This is a genomic window from Blattabacterium cuenoti, assembly GCF_014252255.1.
Taxonomy (GTDB): Bacteria; Bacteroidota; Bacteroidia; order Flavobacteriales; family Blattabacteriaceae; genus Blattabacterium; species Blattabacterium cuenoti_J.
In genome coordinates this window covers 613,669-628,934 of the sequence record NZ_CP059213.1, presented here as the reverse complement: position 1 = coordinate 628,934, position 15,266 = coordinate 613,669, and the positions used below count along the sequence as shown (strand labels likewise).

At 21.4% G+C, this 15,266-nt stretch carries 16 protein-coding genes and 1 tRNA gene; 15 read left to right on the top strand and 2 right to left on the bottom strand.

Annotated elements, in window-relative coordinates; genetic code table 11:
- Positions 1–323 precede the first annotated feature (323 nt).
- The 13 genes from H0H41_RS03050 to rpmA all read left to right on the top strand — a co-directional run bounded on the left by H0H41_RS03050 (position 324) and on the right by rpmA (position 12,558).
- The gene (locus H0H41_RS03050) at positions 324–1,610 is read left to right on the top strand and encodes a mechanosensitive ion channel family protein (protein WP_185872226.1); all 1,287 of its coding nucleotides are present in this window, start codon (positions 324–326) and stop codon (positions 1,608–1,610) included.
- Positions 1,603–2,358: a pyridoxine 5'-phosphate synthase gene (locus H0H41_RS03045; protein WP_185872225.1), complete on the top strand. Its 756-nt coding sequence runs from the start codon at positions 1,603–1,605 to the stop codon at positions 2,356–2,358. Before H0H41_RS03050 ends, H0H41_RS03045 begins: the two co-directional genes overlap by 8 nt.
- 474 nt (positions 2,359–2,832) lie before the next feature.
- Positions 2,833–5,091, top strand: a complete 2,259-nt coding sequence (locus H0H41_RS03040; protein WP_185872224.1) for an aconitate hydratase — start codon at positions 2,833–2,835, stop codon at positions 5,089–5,091.
- An 11-nt stretch (positions 5,092–5,102) separates the two neighbouring features.
- The gene (yidD, locus tag H0H41_RS03035; protein WP_185872223.1) at positions 5,103–5,324 is read left to right on the top strand and encodes a membrane protein insertion efficiency factor YidD; all 222 of its coding nucleotides are present in this window, start codon (positions 5,103–5,105) and stop codon (positions 5,322–5,324) included.
- A 12-nt stretch (positions 5,325–5,336) separates the two neighbouring features.
- The gene (lgt, locus tag H0H41_RS03030) at positions 5,337–6,218 is read left to right on the top strand and encodes a prolipoprotein diacylglyceryl transferase (protein WP_185872222.1); all 882 of its coding nucleotides are present in this window, start codon (positions 5,337–5,339) and stop codon (positions 6,216–6,218) included.
- A complete protein-coding gene (locus H0H41_RS03025) occupies positions 6,205–6,714 on the top strand; it encodes a DUF192 domain-containing protein (protein ID WP_185872221.1) in 510 nt (169 codons plus the stop codon). The genes lgt and H0H41_RS03025 overlap by 14 nt, the downstream gene beginning before the upstream one ends.
- Positions 6,715–6,768: 54 nt before the next feature.
- On the top strand, positions 6,769–7,098 hold the full coding sequence (locus H0H41_RS03020; protein WP_185872220.1) for a HesB/IscA family protein: 330 nt from the start codon (positions 6,769–6,771) through the stop codon (positions 7,096–7,098).
- 3 nt (positions 7,099–7,101) lie between these two features.
- Positions 7,102–8,547: a Fe-S cluster assembly protein SufB gene (sufB, locus tag H0H41_RS03015; protein WP_185872219.1), complete on the top strand. Its 1,446-nt coding sequence runs from the start codon at positions 7,102–7,104 to the stop codon at positions 8,545–8,547.
- Between the two features lie 23 nt (positions 8,548–8,570).
- Positions 8,571–9,329 carry a Fe-S cluster assembly ATPase SufC gene (gene sufC / locus H0H41_RS03010; protein WP_185872218.1) on the top strand — a complete coding sequence of 253 codons (759 nt, stop codon included), beginning with the start codon at positions 8,571–8,573 and terminating at the stop codon, positions 9,327–9,329.
- Between the two features lie 29 nt (positions 9,330–9,358).
- Entirely contained in the window at positions 9,359–10,684 is a 1,326-nt protein-coding gene (gene sufD, locus H0H41_RS03005) for a Fe-S cluster assembly protein SufD (protein ID WP_185872217.1), read from the top strand.
- A gap of 6 nt (positions 10,685–10,690) precedes the next feature.
- Positions 10,691–11,929, top strand: a complete 1,239-nt coding sequence (locus H0H41_RS03000) for an aminotransferase class V-fold PLP-dependent enzyme (protein ID WP_185872216.1) — start codon at positions 10,691–10,693, stop codon at positions 11,927–11,929.
- A gap of 6 nt (positions 11,930–11,935) precedes the next feature.
- A complete protein-coding gene (gene rplU, locus H0H41_RS02995; protein ID WP_185872215.1) occupies positions 11,936–12,262 on the top strand; it encodes a 50S ribosomal protein L21 in 327 nt (108 codons plus the stop codon).
- A gap of 5 nt (positions 12,263–12,267) precedes the next feature.
- Positions 12,268–12,558, top strand: a complete 291-nt coding sequence (gene rpmA, locus H0H41_RS02990; protein WP_185872214.1) for a 50S ribosomal protein L27 — start codon at positions 12,268–12,270, stop codon at positions 12,556–12,558.
- 44 nt (positions 12,559–12,602) lie between these two features.
- Here the strand turns inward: rpmA and H0H41_RS02985 are convergent.
- Positions 12,603–12,676: transfer RNA gene (locus tag H0H41_RS02985), tRNA-Ile, on the bottom strand.
- A gap of 122 nt (positions 12,677–12,798) precedes the next feature.
- Between H0H41_RS02985 and H0H41_RS02980 the strand changes: the two genes are divergently transcribed.
- Both H0H41_RS02980 and H0H41_RS02975 read left to right on the top strand, forming a co-directional pair.
- Entirely contained in the window at positions 12,799–13,116 is a 318-nt protein-coding gene (locus H0H41_RS02980; protein WP_185872213.1) for a ribosome-binding factor A, read from the top strand.
- 8 nt (positions 13,117–13,124) lie between these two features.
- Positions 13,125–14,330, top strand: a complete 1,206-nt coding sequence (locus H0H41_RS02975) for an ABC transporter permease (RefSeq protein ID WP_185872212.1) — start codon at positions 13,125–13,127, stop codon at positions 14,328–14,330.
- Here H0H41_RS02975 and H0H41_RS02970 read toward each other — a convergent pair.
- Entirely contained in the window at positions 14,325–15,242 is a 918-nt protein-coding gene (locus tag H0H41_RS02970) for a ribonuclease Z (protein ID WP_185872211.1), read from the bottom strand. The two genes, H0H41_RS02975 and H0H41_RS02970, sit on opposite strands and share 6 nt — an antisense overlap.
- Positions 15,243–15,266 lie beyond the last annotated feature (24 nt).

Genomic DNA, 15,266 nt, shown 5'->3' with positions numbered 1-15,266 from the left:
AAATTTAAAATTTAAAAATTGAATCAAAATTTTTATCTTTCACAAGAAATAAATTCAATATCTATTATATTATTCAATCTAGCAAAACATAAGAAATAAAAATGAAATTTTTGAAAAAAACTTATAAAACAACTTAATGAATGTAATAATAATGTTATTATTTAATTATTTAATAACATTTAAATAATTAAATATTAGTATACATTATATACATTAGTAGTATATTACTAAATTATTTTGATCTATATCATAGATCAATATAAATATATATCAGTATATCATTATTTCATTATTATTAAGAATAAGAAGAAGAATATTTATTTATGTATTATAAAATTTTTATTGAAAAAATATTAGTAAAAATTTTTCAAATTCAAGGAATTTATGAAATTTTTCAAAATTTTGATTTAAAAAAATGGGGAACTGTAACTTTTATTATAATTGGAAAAATATTATTTTTTACTATTTTATTAATAATTTTAGAATTTATTTTTAATAAAGGTGTACGATTTATAGGTAGAAGAATTGTATATTCTACTCATTTTTTATGGGATAACATTTTATATGAAAATAAAGTTTTTGACAGTTTAGCTCATTTTTTTCCTTTATCTATTGGATTTTTATTAATTAAACCTTTTTTTAAAAATTATCATACAATTATTATTTATTTAGAAAAAATATTTGATATATTATTTGTTTTAATTGTTTTACAATTTTGGATTAGAATAGTAAATTCCATTATGAGAATAGCTACAAGTGAAAATAATCACCAAACAATAGCAGTTCGATCTTTTTCACAATTATTAAAAATTATATCTATTATATTTTGTATTTTAATTATTATTGCTATTCTTACAAAAAATGATTTAATCACTGTACTTACTAGTTTAGGTGCTATAACAGCTATTGTTATATTAGTTTTTAGAGATACTATTCTTGGATTTGTATCAGGTGTACAAATGGCATCTACTAAAATGATAAAAGTAGGTGATTGGATAGGAATTCGAAAATATAGTATAGAAGGAACAGTTATTGAAATTAATTTAACTTCTGCTAAAATAGAAAATTTTGATAAAACTATAACTAGTGTTCCTACTTATGATTTAATTTCTACTGCTGTGACTAATTTTGAAGTAATGCGTCAAAAAAATATACGTAGAATTAAAAGATCTATTTTATTTAATATACAGTCTTTTCATTTTTGTAACCAAGATAAATTAAAAAAATTTCAACATGTTTATTTAATAAAAAATTATATTCTAAAAAAACAAAAAGAAATAGATTTTTTTAATAAAGAAAAAAATATTGATATTCGTATAGATCTTAATGGAAGAAGATTAACAAATATTGGTTTATTTCGTCAATATGCATTAGAATATTTATATCAACATCCAAAAATTTCACAATCAGAAACTCTTATGGTTAGACATTTAGAGCCAACTCCTTATGGTCTTCCTATTGAATTATATTGTTTTACAAATACCTCTGAATCTATTAAATATGAACAAATACAAGCCAGTGTTTTTGATCATTTATTAACAGCGGCTAAAGAATTTAATTTAGAAGTTACACAAGTAACTAAAAAAGAATTTTTTTTAAAAAATGGTTAAATTAAGTGTAAATTTAAATAAAATAGCTACATTAAGAAATGCAAGGGGAGGAAATATTCCTAATCTTTTACAAGTAGCAGTAGATGTTCAAAAATTCGGATGTCAAGGTATAACAATTCATCCACGTCCTGATGAAAGACATATTACATATAAAGATGTTTATAATATTCGTTCTATAATAAAAACGGAATTAAATATTGAAGGGAATCCAACTGATAAATTCATGGAATTAGTATTGAACGTAAAACCGGATCAAGTTACTTTTGTTCCTGATAAAAATGATGCAATTACTTCAAATTCAGGATGGGATATGATTAATTATCATCATTTTTTAACTAAAAAAGTAAAAAAATTAAAAATTCATGGAATTAAAACTTCTATATTTTTAGATCCAAATCCGGAATTAGTTGTATATGCGGCTAAAACCGGAGTAGATAGTATAGAATTATATACTGGTAATTTTTCTATTGAATATGCCAAAAAAAAGTTGAATTGTATTCATCCTTATATTCAAACAGCAAAAGAAGCTGTTAAAAATAATCTTTTTATCAATGCTGGACATGATTTAAATTTAGATAATATTTCTTTTTTAATTGAAAAAATTCCTTATATATCAGAAGTATCTATTGGACATGCTTTAATTAGTGAATCTCTATATATGGGATTAGAAAATACAATTCAAAGTTATTTAAAAAGAATACATAGAATAACATCATTATCGTGTAAAAAAAGAGGATTTATAAAATAAATATGATATTACATTCTAAAATTTTTGGAAATGGAATACCTATTTTTTTTAGGTTTTCATGGATTATTTGGAAATGGATATAATTGGAATTTTTTTGCAAAAAAATTATTATTATTGATCTAATTCTTATAAAAATTAAAATTAAAAAAATTTTAAAAAAAGTTAATTTTTATATTCAAGAAAATATTTATAGGATTTTCATCTATCATGTATGATATATAAAGAAATAAGGTTTGTACAATGAATCGTTACTTTTTTTACGTGGAGAAAATTCCAATTATCTTTTTTTCTAAAGATTAGAATCATATATTCCATTTATTTCCAATAAGCAAAAATTTTAACGATAAAAAATGCAAAGCATTGTATACATGTATATAATCCAATATATTTTTATAAAAAAATTAATATTTTTATAAAAAAAAATAATTATTTATTGTATAAGTCTCACAATTACTTAAATTTATATAAAAATTTATGATTTTTGATTTTAATAAAATTCGAAATTTTTATTTAAATTTTCAAATTATAGTTCAAAAAGTTAGAAATATAATAGATCATCCTTTGACTTATTCAGAAAAAATTTTGTATTATCATTTATCTGAAATATCTGAAAAAATAATTTCTAAAAATTTAATAAAAAAACGTTATAATAATTTTATTCCAGATCGTCTTGCTATGCAAGATGCAACGGCTCAAATGACATTACTTCAGTTTATACAAACTAAAAAATGCAAGACTTTTATACCTACTACTATTCATTGTGATCATTTGATATATGCAAAAAATGGATCACAAATAGATTTAAAAAATTCTATAAAAGAAAATGAAGAAATTTTTAATTTTTTAAGATTAACATCACATAAATATGGAATAGGATTTTGGGGGCCAGGATCAGGTATTATTCATCAAGTTATTTTAGAAAATTATGCTTTTCCTGGAGGAATGATTATAGGGACTGATTCTCATACACCTAACGCTGGAGGATTAGGAATGTTAGCAATAGGAGTAGGAGGATTAGAGGCTGCTGAGGTTATGGCTGGTTATTTTTTAGAATTAAAATTTCCTAAAATAATTGGAGTTCATTTAAAAGGAAAAATAAATGGGTGGACATCTCCAAAAGATATAATATTAAAATTATCTGGAATGATTGGAGTTTCAGGAGCTAAAAATTCTATTATAGAATATTTTGGAAAAGATATTCATCATATTTCTTGTGTAGGAAAAGCTACTATATGTAATATGGGAGCTGAAATAGGTGCTACTGCATCTTTATTCCCTTATGATATTAGAATGAAGAATTATTTAGATAAAAATGGAAGAAAAAAAGTTTCTATGATGGCGGAAAAAATAAAAGATTTTTTAAAGGCAGATGCGGAGGTTTATAAAAATCCATGTAATTACTATGATAAAGTAATAGAGATAGATTTAAATATTTTAGAACCATACATAAATGGACCTTTTACTCCTGATAAAGCAACTCCTATTTCTAAAATGAAAGAAGAAGCAATAAAAAATAATTGGCCTACAAGGATAGAAGCAGGATTAATTGGTTCATGTACCAATTCTTCTTTTGAAGATTTATCAAAAGCAATATCTATTATTAAACAAGCAAAAAATAAAAAATTAAAAATTTCTTCAGAATATTTAGTATCACCAGGATCAAAAAAAGTTTATTCTTTGATTAAAGAAAAGGGTTTTATTTCTGATTTTGAAAATATTGGAGCAAAAATATTTTCTAATGCTTGTGGCCCCTGTATTGGACAATGGTTTAGAAAAAATAATAAAAATGATAAAAATACGATTATTCACTCTTTTAATAGAAATTTTGCATCTCGTAATGATGGAAATCCAAAAACACATGCTTTTATAGCTTCTCCAGAAATTGTCACTTCTTTAATTTTTTCTGGAAATTTGACTTTTGATCCTAGAAAAGATTCATTAAAAAATGAGATAGGAGAATATGTAAAATTTGAAGAACCTAAGGCAATGGAACTACCTAATAAAAATTTTAATTTAAAAGAATTAGGATATGAATATCCTTTAATAAATAAAAAAAAATTATCTGTAATAATAAAAAAAAATTCAAAAAGATTACAAATTTTATCTCCATTTCCTGAATGGAATGGAGATAATTTATTAAATGTAAGACTTTTAATAAAAGTTCAAGGAAAATGTACTACAGATGATATATCAATGGCTGGTCCTTGGCTTAAATATAGAGGACACTTAGAAAAAATTTCTGAAAATTTATTAATAGGAGCAGTTAATGCTTTTAATTATAAAAAAAATAAAGTAAAAAATATATTAACAAAAAATTATAATACAGTTTCTAATATAGCTAAATTTTATAAATCAAGAAATATATCTACTTTGATTGTAGGTGAAGAAAATTATGGAGAAGGTTCTTCAAGAGAACATGCAGCAATGGAACCTAGATTTTTAGGAGTTCGTGTTATTTTAGTCAAATCTTTTTCCAGAATACATGAAATAAATTTAAAAAAACAAGGAATTTTAGCTTTAACATTTTTGAATGTTTTGGATTATCAAAAAATTCAAGAAGAAGATATTTTTCATTTTTATATAAAAGATCTTAAACCAAAAAAACATGTAAATATAGAATTAATTCATAATAATGGATATAAAGAAAAAATTATAGTAAAACATTCTTATAATGAAAAACAAATTCAATGGTTTAAAGCGGGTTCTTCTTTAAATTTTATTAAAAAAAATTAAATTAATATTGCATGAAAATTATTATAAAATTTTTTATAAAAAGTATTCAATTATATCAAATGTGTATATCTCCATGGATAGGAAATCATTGTAGATATATTCCTACTTGTTCATATTATATGATTCAATCTTTAAAAAAATATAATATTTTCGTAGCCATTTTTATTAGTTTAAAGAGAATTATTAAATGTAATCCTTGGGGAGATTCAGGATTTGATCCTCCTACGATTTAATTTTTTATTACAATGTTAGAATATATCAATTGGGATCCTATTTATAAATTTTCTTTATGGAAAGGTTTTTATGTTCATGTTTATAGTTTAATGTTTATTATTTCTTTTTTATTAGGATGGTATATTATGAAAGTCATTTTTAAAAATGAAAATATACATTTAAAATATTTGGATCCTTTGTTGATATGTACTTTTTTTGGAACTATTATTGGAGCGAGATTAGGCCAAGTTTTATTTTATGATTTTTCATATTTTTCAGATCATTGGATAGAAGCTTTCCTTCCTATAAAAGAAAATAATAATCATTATTTATTAGGTTTTATAAAAGGTTATGAATTTGTTGGTTATAGAGGATTATCTAGTCATGGAGCTGCTATAGGTATTATTTTATCAAATTTTTTTTATAGTAGAAAAATTCTTAAAAAATCTTTTATTTGGATATGTGATAGATTTTGTATAGTTGTTTCTATATCCGCTGTTTTTATTAGAATAGGAAATTTTTTTAATTCTGAAATAGTAGGAAAACCATGTAATATAAAATTACCATGGGCAGTTAAATTTATGAAAATGGATACAGAATATGGAGAAATAGTTCCTAGACATCCTGCACAAATGTATGAATCAATTAGTTATTTATTTATTTTTTTATTATTATGGTATTTATATTCTTATAAAAGAAAAAAAATTTATAATGGATTTTTATCTGGAATATTTTTTACTTTCCTTTGGTCTGCTCGTTTTATATTAGAATTTTTAAAAGAACCACAAGGAGAGGAAATTTTTAATTTTTTATATTTAAATACAGGACAATGTCTTAGTATTCCTTTTATTATTTTTGGATTATTTATTCTTTTAAAGTTTAGAAAATATTTTTTTCATAATGAAAAAAATTAATATTTTTTTGATTATAATTTCATTTTTTTTTATTCTTTCTTCTGAAAGAAGTGATAATAATCTATTTTTAGATATAGGAAAATTATTAGAAATAGAATTTATTAAACATGGAGAATTATATATGAAAAATAAAAATTCTATTATAAAAAAAATAGATATAGAATTAGCTGATAAAGCTACAGAAAAAAGAAATGGATTAAAATATAGATCTTTTTTGAAAGAAAATAGAGGGATGTTATTTATTATAAAAAATCAAGAAGAATATAAAAGAATTGATATGGAAAATATGAGAATTTTTTTAGATATTATTTATATAAATCAATTTGATACTGTAATTTTTGTAAATCAATATGTGAGTCCTATGAGAAAATTTGAAATAGTTGATTTACCATCAAAAATAAAATACATTTTAGAAATTAATGCTGGAATGTCAAAAAAATGGGGAATAAAAAAAGGAATAACAAAAATTACTTGGTATTTAAATAAAAAAAAATGAAAATTGATTACATATCTTTGTTTTTAACTTTTTTTAAAAAAAATTATAAATATTATGGTTTTTATATCTGAAAATGCTAAAAGTAAATTGATTTCTCTTATGAAAGAGAAAGGTCTTTCTCATAATGTTTCATTTTTAAGATTTGGTGTTAAAAGTGGAGGATGTTCAGGAATGTCATATGAACTTTCTTTTGATCAAGAAAAAAAAACAGGGGATACTATTTTTCAATATCAAGAAATGAAAATATTAATAGATAAAAATAGTATTCCTTATTTAGAAGGAACAACGTTGGAATATTCAGATGGATTAAATGGAAAAGGATTTTATTTTAAGAATCCTAATGCAAAACATACTTGTGGATGTGGAAAAAGTTTTTCATCATAAATAATGAAAGACAATAATAAAATATTGGAAAATTTTACTGAATCTGAATATAAATATGGATTTTACACTCCAATAGAATCAGATAAAATTCCAATTGGATTAAATGAAGATATTATTCGTTTAATAACAGAAAAAAAAAATGAACCAAAATGGATGTTAGATTGGAGATTAGAATCTTATCATATATGGAAAAAAATGAAACCTCCAAAATGGGCAAATATTAAGTATAATGTTCCAATTTTTCAAGAAATAAGTTATTATTCTGCTCCTAAAAAAAAAATAAATTTAAAAAATTTAAAAGAAGTAGATCAAGAATTAATAAATACATTTGAAAAATTAGGAGTTCCTATAGAAGAAAAAAAAAATTATTCAGGAGTAGCTACAGATATAGTATTAGATTCTGTTTCTTTAGCCACTACATTTCAAAAAAAATTAAAAGATAAAGGAATTATATTTTGTTCTATTAATGATGCTTTAAATAAATATCCAGAAATTGTTAAAAAATATTTAGGATCAGTAGTTTTAAAAAATGATAATTTTTATGCTGCTTTAAATTCAGCTGTCTTTTCAGATGGTTCTTTTTGTTATATTCCAAAAGGAATTCGTTGTCCTATGGAATTATCAACATATTTTCGTATTAATGAAAGTGGAACAGGTCAATTTGAGAGAACTTTAATTATTGCAGATAAAGATTCTTATGTAAGCTATTTAGAAGGATGCACCGCTTCACAGCAAAAAGAAAATCAATTACATGCAGCGGTAGTAGAAATTATAGCTTTAGAAAATTCTGAAGTAAAATATTCTACTGTTCAAAATTGGTTTCCTGGAAATAAAAAAGGAGAAGGTGGTGTTTTTAATTTTGTTACAAAACGTGGATTATGTGATAAACATGCAAAAATATCTTGGATACAAGTAGAAACGGGTTCATCTATTACATGGAAATATCCATCTTGTATTTTAAAAGGAGATTATTCTATGGGAAAATTTTATTCTTTAGCATTAACTAAAGATTTTCAACAAGCAGATACGGGAACAAAAATGATACATATTGGAAAATATACAAAAAGTGTAATTATATCAAAAGGAATATCTGCAGGAAAAGCTCAAAATAATTATAGAGGATTAGTTAAAATAGCTTCTCAAGCTATTCATTCTAGGAATTTCTCTCAATGTGATTCTTTACTCATAGGAAACAAATGTGGTGCACATACTTTTCCATATATTAATGTATATAATAATTCGACTTCTCAAGTTGAACATGAAGCAACTACTTCAAAAATTGGAGAAGAACAACTTTTTTATTGTAATCAAAGAGGAATTGATACAGAAAAAGCGATTTCTTTAATAGTTCATGGTTTTAGTAATGAAATTTTAAAAAAATTACCTATGGAATTTGCAGTAGAAGCTCAAAAACTTTTAGAAATTTCTTTAGAAGGATCCGTAGGATAATTAGGATAATGTTTAAATAAATTATGTTAAGTATAAAAAATTTACATGTTTCTATAGAAAATAAAAAAGTTCTTCAAGGTGTTGATTTAACAATAAATGCAGGGGAAACTCATATTATAATGGGGCCTAATGGTTCTGGAAAAAGTACTCTTGCTTCTATAATAGCTGGTAAAAAAGAGTATAAAATAACCAAAGGAGATATCTTTTTTTTAAATAAAAATTTATTAAATTCTTCTCCAGAAGAACGTGCACATTTAGGAATTTTTCTTTCTTTTCAACATCCAATAGAAATACCAGGAATTTCAATTATTAATTTTATTAAAACAGCTATAAATTCTATTCGAAAAGCAAAAAATATGAAAAGAATGTCTGCTAAAGAGATTTTAGATAAAATAAAATATTTATCTTTTCAATTAAATATTGAAAAAGATTTTATTTACCGTTCTTTAAACGAAGGATTTTCAGGAGGAGAAAAAAAAAGAAATGAAATATTTCAGATGATGATGTTAGATCCTTTATTATCTATTTTAGATGAGGTAGATTCAGGTTTAGATATAGATTCTTTACGTATAGTTTCTCAAGGAATTAATACTTTTCGTAATAAAAAAAATTCTTTTTTAATTATTACTCATTATAAAAGATTATTAGATTATCTTCTTTCAGATTATATTGTACATATTTTATATAATGGAAAAATTATTCATTCAGGAAATAAAAAATTAGCTGAAAAATTAGAAGAAAAGGGATACGATTGGATTTTAAAAAAAAAAAATTTTTCATAAAATAAATAATATAATTTAACATTAATTGAATGCTATTAAAAGAAAAAATAATTTCATTGATCAATAAATATTATTTATGTCAAAAAAAAGACAACTCTTATATTTCATTTTTTAAAAAAAAACATATTAATTTTTTCAAAAAAAAAGGATTTTCTTATTTTACTGAAAATAAAGAATGGAAAAACATGAATATAAATTCAATTATGAATCATGATTATCATATTCTTTGTGAAAGTGAAAAGAATAATATAAAAAATATAGAATATAAAAATATTCAAAATTTTATTTTTCTCAAAAAAGAAAAATCTTTTCTTTTTATTTTTATAGATGGAAAATATGATTATTCTCTTTCTAAATTATGTGGAATAAAAAATAATGTTATATTATCAAATATAGCATCTCAAGAAAAAGATGAATTTAAAAATTTTTATGGAAAAATATCATATAAATATGATGTTTTTTATACTTTAAATACCATTTTTACAAAAGATCTAGCATATATTTACATACCTGATAATATTATTTTAGAAAAACCAGTCGAAATATTACATATTTCGACTGGTTTAGAATATCATAAAATTATGATGAATACTAGAAATTTAATTATAGTAGGAAAACATTCTTATGTAAAAATAATTGAACATCATAAATGTTTAAAAAAACATTTAACTTTTATTAATTCTGTTAGTGAAATTTATGCTTCTGATTATAGTAAAGTGGATTATTATAAAATACAAAATGATTCTTTGAAGGGAGAAACTTCTATAATAGATAATACATTTTTAAAACAAAAAAAATATAGTAAATGTTCCGTTTATACTTTTTCTTTTCAAAAAAATTTTATTAAAAATAATTTAAAATTTTCTTTTAGTGGAGAAAAAACTTATTCTTATTTATATGGTATTTCTATTTTATCAAAAAAACAACTTGTAAATCAAAATACTTTAATAGATCATTTATATTCTGATGCTTATAGTTATCAATTATATAAAAATATTTTATTTGATAAATCTAAAGGTATTTTTAATGGAAAAATAATTATTAATAAAGATATTAAAGGTATAAATGCTTTTCAAAGAAATAGTAATATTATTCTTTCTGATGAAGCATGTATGCAGACAAAACCTCAATTAGAAATTTATTCTGAAGATGTAAAATGTTCACATGGTTGTACTATAGGAAATATTCAAGAAAAAGAATTATTTTATCTTCAATCAAGAGGTATTTCTGAAAAAAATGGAAAAATTTTATTATTACTTTCTTTTTTAAAAGAAATATTAAATACTATTTCAATTTTTGAATTGAAAAAATTTATTTATCAAAAAATGAAAAAAAAATTAAATAAACACTTATAATTTAATATGTTTTCAGAAAAAGAAATACAAAAAATAAGAAAACAATTTCCCATTTTAAAAGAAAAAATTTATTCGAATCCTTTAATTTATATAGATAATGCAGCTACAACTCAAAAACCTTTACAAGTAATTCAAGCTATTCAAAAATATTATTTTACAACGAATGCTAATGTGCATCGTGGATTACATTATCTTAGTCAAAAAGCAACAAATCAAGTAGAAAATACAAGAAAAAAAATTCAAAAATTTATTCATGCAAAATATTCTTCAGAAATTATATTTACTAAAGGAACAACAGAATCTATTAATTTAGTAGCTTCTAGTATTAGTTATTTGATTAAAAAAGGAGATGAAATTTTAATTTCTTGTATTGAACATCATTCAAATATTGTTCCATGGCAAATTATCTGTAAAAAAAAAGGAGCTATTTTAAAAATAATTCCTATTTATAATAATGGATATTTAAAATTAAGAGATTTTGAATTTTTAATATCAAAAAAAACAAAAATAGTATCTATTAGTCATATATCTAATGTTCTTGGAATTATTAATCCTATAAAATATATTATTAAAAAATCTCATGAATATGGAGCATTAGTTTTAATTGATGGAGCTCAATCCCCTTCTAATTTACATTTAAATATGCAAGATTTAAATACAGATTTTTATGTTTTTTCTGCACATAAAATGTATGGTCCAACTGGAATTGGAATATTATACGGTAAAAAAAAAATATTGGAAACTATTTGTCCTTATCAATTTGGAGGAGAAATGATTAAAAATGTAAGTTTTGAAAAAACGACTTATTCAGATTTACCTTTTAAATTTGAAGCTGGTACTCCAAATATAGAAGGAATTATTGTATGGAGTTCAGCTATAGATTTTATAGAAAAAATAGGTTTATCAAAAATACAATCTTATAAAAAAGAACTTTTATCATATGCAATTCAACGTTTGAGTACTATAGATGGAATTCAATTATATGGAGAAATCAAAGATTTTTCTAAAAAATCTAGTATTATTTCTTTTAATTTAAATAAATTACATTGTTTTGATGTAGGAAGTATTTTAGATCGTTTAGGAATTACTGTTCGTACTGGACATTTATGCGCACAGCCTTTAATGAATTTTTTTAAAGTTTCAGGTATGATTCGTGCCAGTTTTTCTGTATATAATACTTTTAAAGAAATAGATTATTTATTTGAAGGACTTTTAAAAGCAAAAAAATTATTATTAAAATATTAAAATTTTATGACTTACGCTATTGTCAATATAAAAGGGAATCAATTTAAACTTTTTGAAAAAAAATATGTTTATATTCCTCATATTTCTATGAAAATAGGTGATAAAATATTATTAAATAAAGTTTTTATGTTTTCTAAAAAAGGACTTCATTTTTTTGGAAATCCTTTTTTAGAAAATATAAGCGTTCAAGTAGAAATATTACAACATATAAAAGGTAAAAAAATTTTTATTTTTAAAAAAAAAAGAAGAAAAGGATATAAAGTAAAAAATGGATTTAGACCTATTTTTTCAAAAATTCAAGTAATTTCTTTTTTAGAAAAAAACAATAATTAAAAAAAATGGCTCATAAAAAAGGTTCAGGAAGTTCTAGAAATGGTCGAGATTCAATAGGAAGAAGATTAGGAGTTAAAATATATGGAAATCAATATGTAAATCCTGGAAATATAATAGTTCGTCAACGTGGTACTAAACATCATCCTGGAATAAATGTAGGAATAGGGAAAGATCACACTTTATATGCTATAAAAAGTGGATATGTTCATTTTAAAAAAATGAAAAAAAATAGATCTTTTGTTTATATTATTTCAGATAAAATAAATAATAATATTAATACTATTAATAATAATTAATAATAAAATTAGGTACTTAAAAAGTAAGTATAGAAAAAATCAAATGGTCCCAGCTGGATTTGAACCAGCGACTCCCTGATTATGAGTCAGGTGCTCTAACCAACTGAGCTATGGGACCTAATAAATAATGTAATTTTTGCAAGTATACAACATTATTATTCCTATTACAAATTTTTTGAAAGTTTTTTTCATATTATTTATGATTTCTATAAAAATTTTTTTGATTTAATTTATAAAATTATGAAAGAAATTAGTTTTATTAAAAATGAAAAATTATCTTCAATATTTTCTATAGAAATAGCAGAAATTATTGATAATGAAATTAGAAATAAAAATAATAAAAAATTTTTAGTTACCATTATAAAGGTATCTATAAATAATGATATGAATTTTATGAAAATATACATAAAAATTTATCCTTATTTTAATAAATATATATTAAAATTAATACGTTCTAAATCTCATTTTTATAGAAAATTACTTTCTAAAAGACTTAGATATCGTGTAAAAAAAATACCAAAATTAGATTTTTTGGTATCAAAAAATGAATTTAATTAAATATTCCATTGTTTCAAACAGAATTTTATATAGCTATACGTTATTTTTTTTCTAAAAAAAAAACTAATATTGTAAATATTATTGTTTTTTTATCTATTATATCTCTTAATATTTCTACATTTTCTTTATCTATAATTTTATTTATTTTTTCTGGATTAGAAAATTTAAATAAAAAATTTTATCAAAATTATTATCCAGATATTATTATTTCTTCTTCTCATGAAGGAGATTTATTTATTTATGATAAACCTATAGAAAAAAAAATCACATCTATAAAAGAGATTATATCTTTTTCTAAAAGTATAGAAAAAAAAGTTTTTTTTTATTATAATAATCAAGAATTTTTTCTTTCTTTAAAAGGAATAGATGAAGAATACGATAAAGTTATAAAAAAATTTAAAAAAGTAGATTTAATAAATACTTTATATCCTAATTATTTAAATGTTTATGTAGGATTATCTACTATAGAATTTTATTTCCCAATCATATTTAGTAAAAAAAAAAATATGAATATTCCTTATCAAATATTATTTTTTTCTTATAAAAAAAAAAATAATATTTTTTTTCCATTTTTTATAAAAAAAAAAATTTGGATCAAAGGTTTTTTTCAATTTTTTCCAAAAATGGATATAGAATATTTATTTTGTAATTTATATGATATTCAAAATATTATAAAAAAAAAAGGAATTCAAAAATTAGAAATTAAAATTGATAAAAAAGCTAATATTCAAAAAATTAAAAAAATTTTACAAAAAAAATTTGGATCTAAATTTAATATAATCACACATGTAGAAAAAGAAAAAGCTTTTTATAAAGTTATAAATACAGAAAAAATATTTATTTATTTTTTATTCAGTTTAATAACATTTATTACTATATTAAATTTATTTAGTGCTATTTGTATATTACAATTAGATAAAAAAAAAGAAATTTTTACATTATGGAGTCTTGGATTCACTATTAATAAAATAAAAATTATTTTTTTTTATATAGGTTTTTTAATTACTATTTTTGGATGTTTTAGTGGATTATTTATGTCATATTTAATTTCTTTTATACAAAAAAAATATCATATAATTAAAGTAACAGAAAAAATTCCTTTTCCTATAAAAATAACAATGATAGATTCTTGTATAGTAATAAGTATTATTTTTATATTAGGAATAATTATATCTATTTTTTCTTCAAAAAGAATAAATAATATTATTTTATAAATAATATGTTTTTAATGGGAGTGATGCTTCTACATTGGAAAATATTTTTTTTGCTTCTTTTTCAAATTCTTTAATATTTGGGAATCGATTCGAATAGTGTCCTAATAATAATTTTTTAACTTTAGCATTTTTAGCTATGTATGCAGCTTGATTTGCTGTTGAATGTCCTGTATTCATAGCTCTATTTTCTTCTATTTTTAAAAAAGTAGATTCATGATATAATAAATCTACATATTTGATATGTTCAATTATAGGAAGATAAAAAGAAGTATCTGAACAAAAAGCATAAGATAATCTTTTAGGAGGATCAAAAGTTAATTTTTTATTTTGAATTATTTTTCCATCATTTGTTTTAAAATCTTTTCCCAATTTTAAATTTTTATAGTCTAATATTTTTATATCAGGAATTTTTCTAATTTCTTCCATATTTAATTTTCTTTTACTAGATTTTTCTTTAAATAAAAATCCATTAGTATAAATTCTATGTTTTAATGGAATAGAAAAAACTTCTATTTTTTCATTTTCCATTATTTTTTCCAATTTTTGAGATGATAATTCAATATGATCGATATAGTATTTTAATTTAGTATAAGACCATTTAAAATGAACATCTATAATTTCTTTTAATCCTTTTGGTGCATAAATATTAACAGATTTTTCTCTTCCTAATAAATGAAATGTAGATAATAGTCCAATTAATCCAAAAAAGTGATCTCCATGTAAATGAGAGATAAATATATGTATTATTCTATTAAATTTTATTTTAGCTTTTCTTAGTTGAACTTGTGTTCCTTCTCCACAATCAATAAGAAAAGAAAACCCTTTCATTTCCAATATTTGAGCAGTAGGATGAAATTTATTTGTAGGAATGGAAGAATGACATCCCAAAATAGTTAATGAAGGTTTTTGCATTATCAAAAATTTCTTTTATTTAGA

What these genes read in the sequence shown, in the direction of transcription:
- rplU (WP_185872215.1), top strand. Translation starts at nt 11,936, where the DNA reads ATGACTTACGCTATTGTCAATATAAAAGGGAATCAATTTAAACTTTTT.
- sufD (WP_185872217.1), top strand. Translation starts at nt 9,359, where the DNA reads ATGCTATTAAAAGAAAAAATAATTTCATTGATCAATAAATATTATTTA.
- yidD (WP_185872223.1), top strand. Translation starts at nt 5,103, where the DNA reads ATGAAAATTATTATAAAATTTTTTATAAAAAGTATTCAATTATATCAA.
- H0H41_RS02980 (WP_185872213.1), top strand. Translation starts at nt 12,799, where the DNA reads ATGAAAGAAATTAGTTTTATTAAAAATGAAAAATTATCTTCAATATTT.
- lgt (WP_185872222.1), top strand. Translation starts at nt 5,337, where the DNA reads ATGTTAGAATATATCAATTGGGATCCTATTTATAAATTTTCTTTATGG.
- rpmA (WP_185872214.1), top strand. Translation starts at nt 12,268, where the DNA reads ATGGCTCATAAAAAAGGTTCAGGAAGTTCTAGAAATGGTCGAGATTCA.
- H0H41_RS03000 (WP_185872216.1), top strand. Translation starts at nt 10,691, where the DNA reads ATGTTTTCAGAAAAAGAAATACAAAAAATAAGAAAACAATTTCCCATT.
- H0H41_RS03020 (WP_185872220.1), top strand. Translation starts at nt 6,769, where the DNA reads ATGGTTTTTATATCTGAAAATGCTAAAAGTAAATTGATTTCTCTTATG.
- H0H41_RS03045 (WP_185872225.1), top strand. Translation starts at nt 1,603, where the DNA reads ATGGTTAAATTAAGTGTAAATTTAAATAAAATAGCTACATTAAGAAAT.
- sufB (WP_185872219.1), top strand. Translation starts at nt 7,102, where the DNA reads ATGAAAGACAATAATAAAATATTGGAAAATTTTACTGAATCTGAATAT.
- H0H41_RS02970 (WP_185872211.1), bottom strand. Translation starts at nt 15,242, where the DNA reads ATGCAAAAACCTTCATTAACTATTTTGGGATGTCATTCTTCCATTCCT.
- sufC (WP_185872218.1), top strand. Translation starts at nt 8,571, where the DNA reads ATGTTAAGTATAAAAAATTTACATGTTTCTATAGAAAATAAAAAAGTT.
- H0H41_RS03025 (WP_185872221.1), top strand. Translation starts at nt 6,205, where the DNA reads ATGAAAAAAATTAATATTTTTTTGATTATAATTTCATTTTTTTTTATT.
- H0H41_RS03050 (WP_185872226.1), top strand. Translation starts at nt 324, where the DNA reads ATGTATTATAAAATTTTTATTGAAAAAATATTAGTAAAAATTTTTCAA.
- H0H41_RS03040 (WP_185872224.1), top strand. Translation starts at nt 2,833, where the DNA reads ATGATTTTTGATTTTAATAAAATTCGAAATTTTTATTTAAATTTTCAA.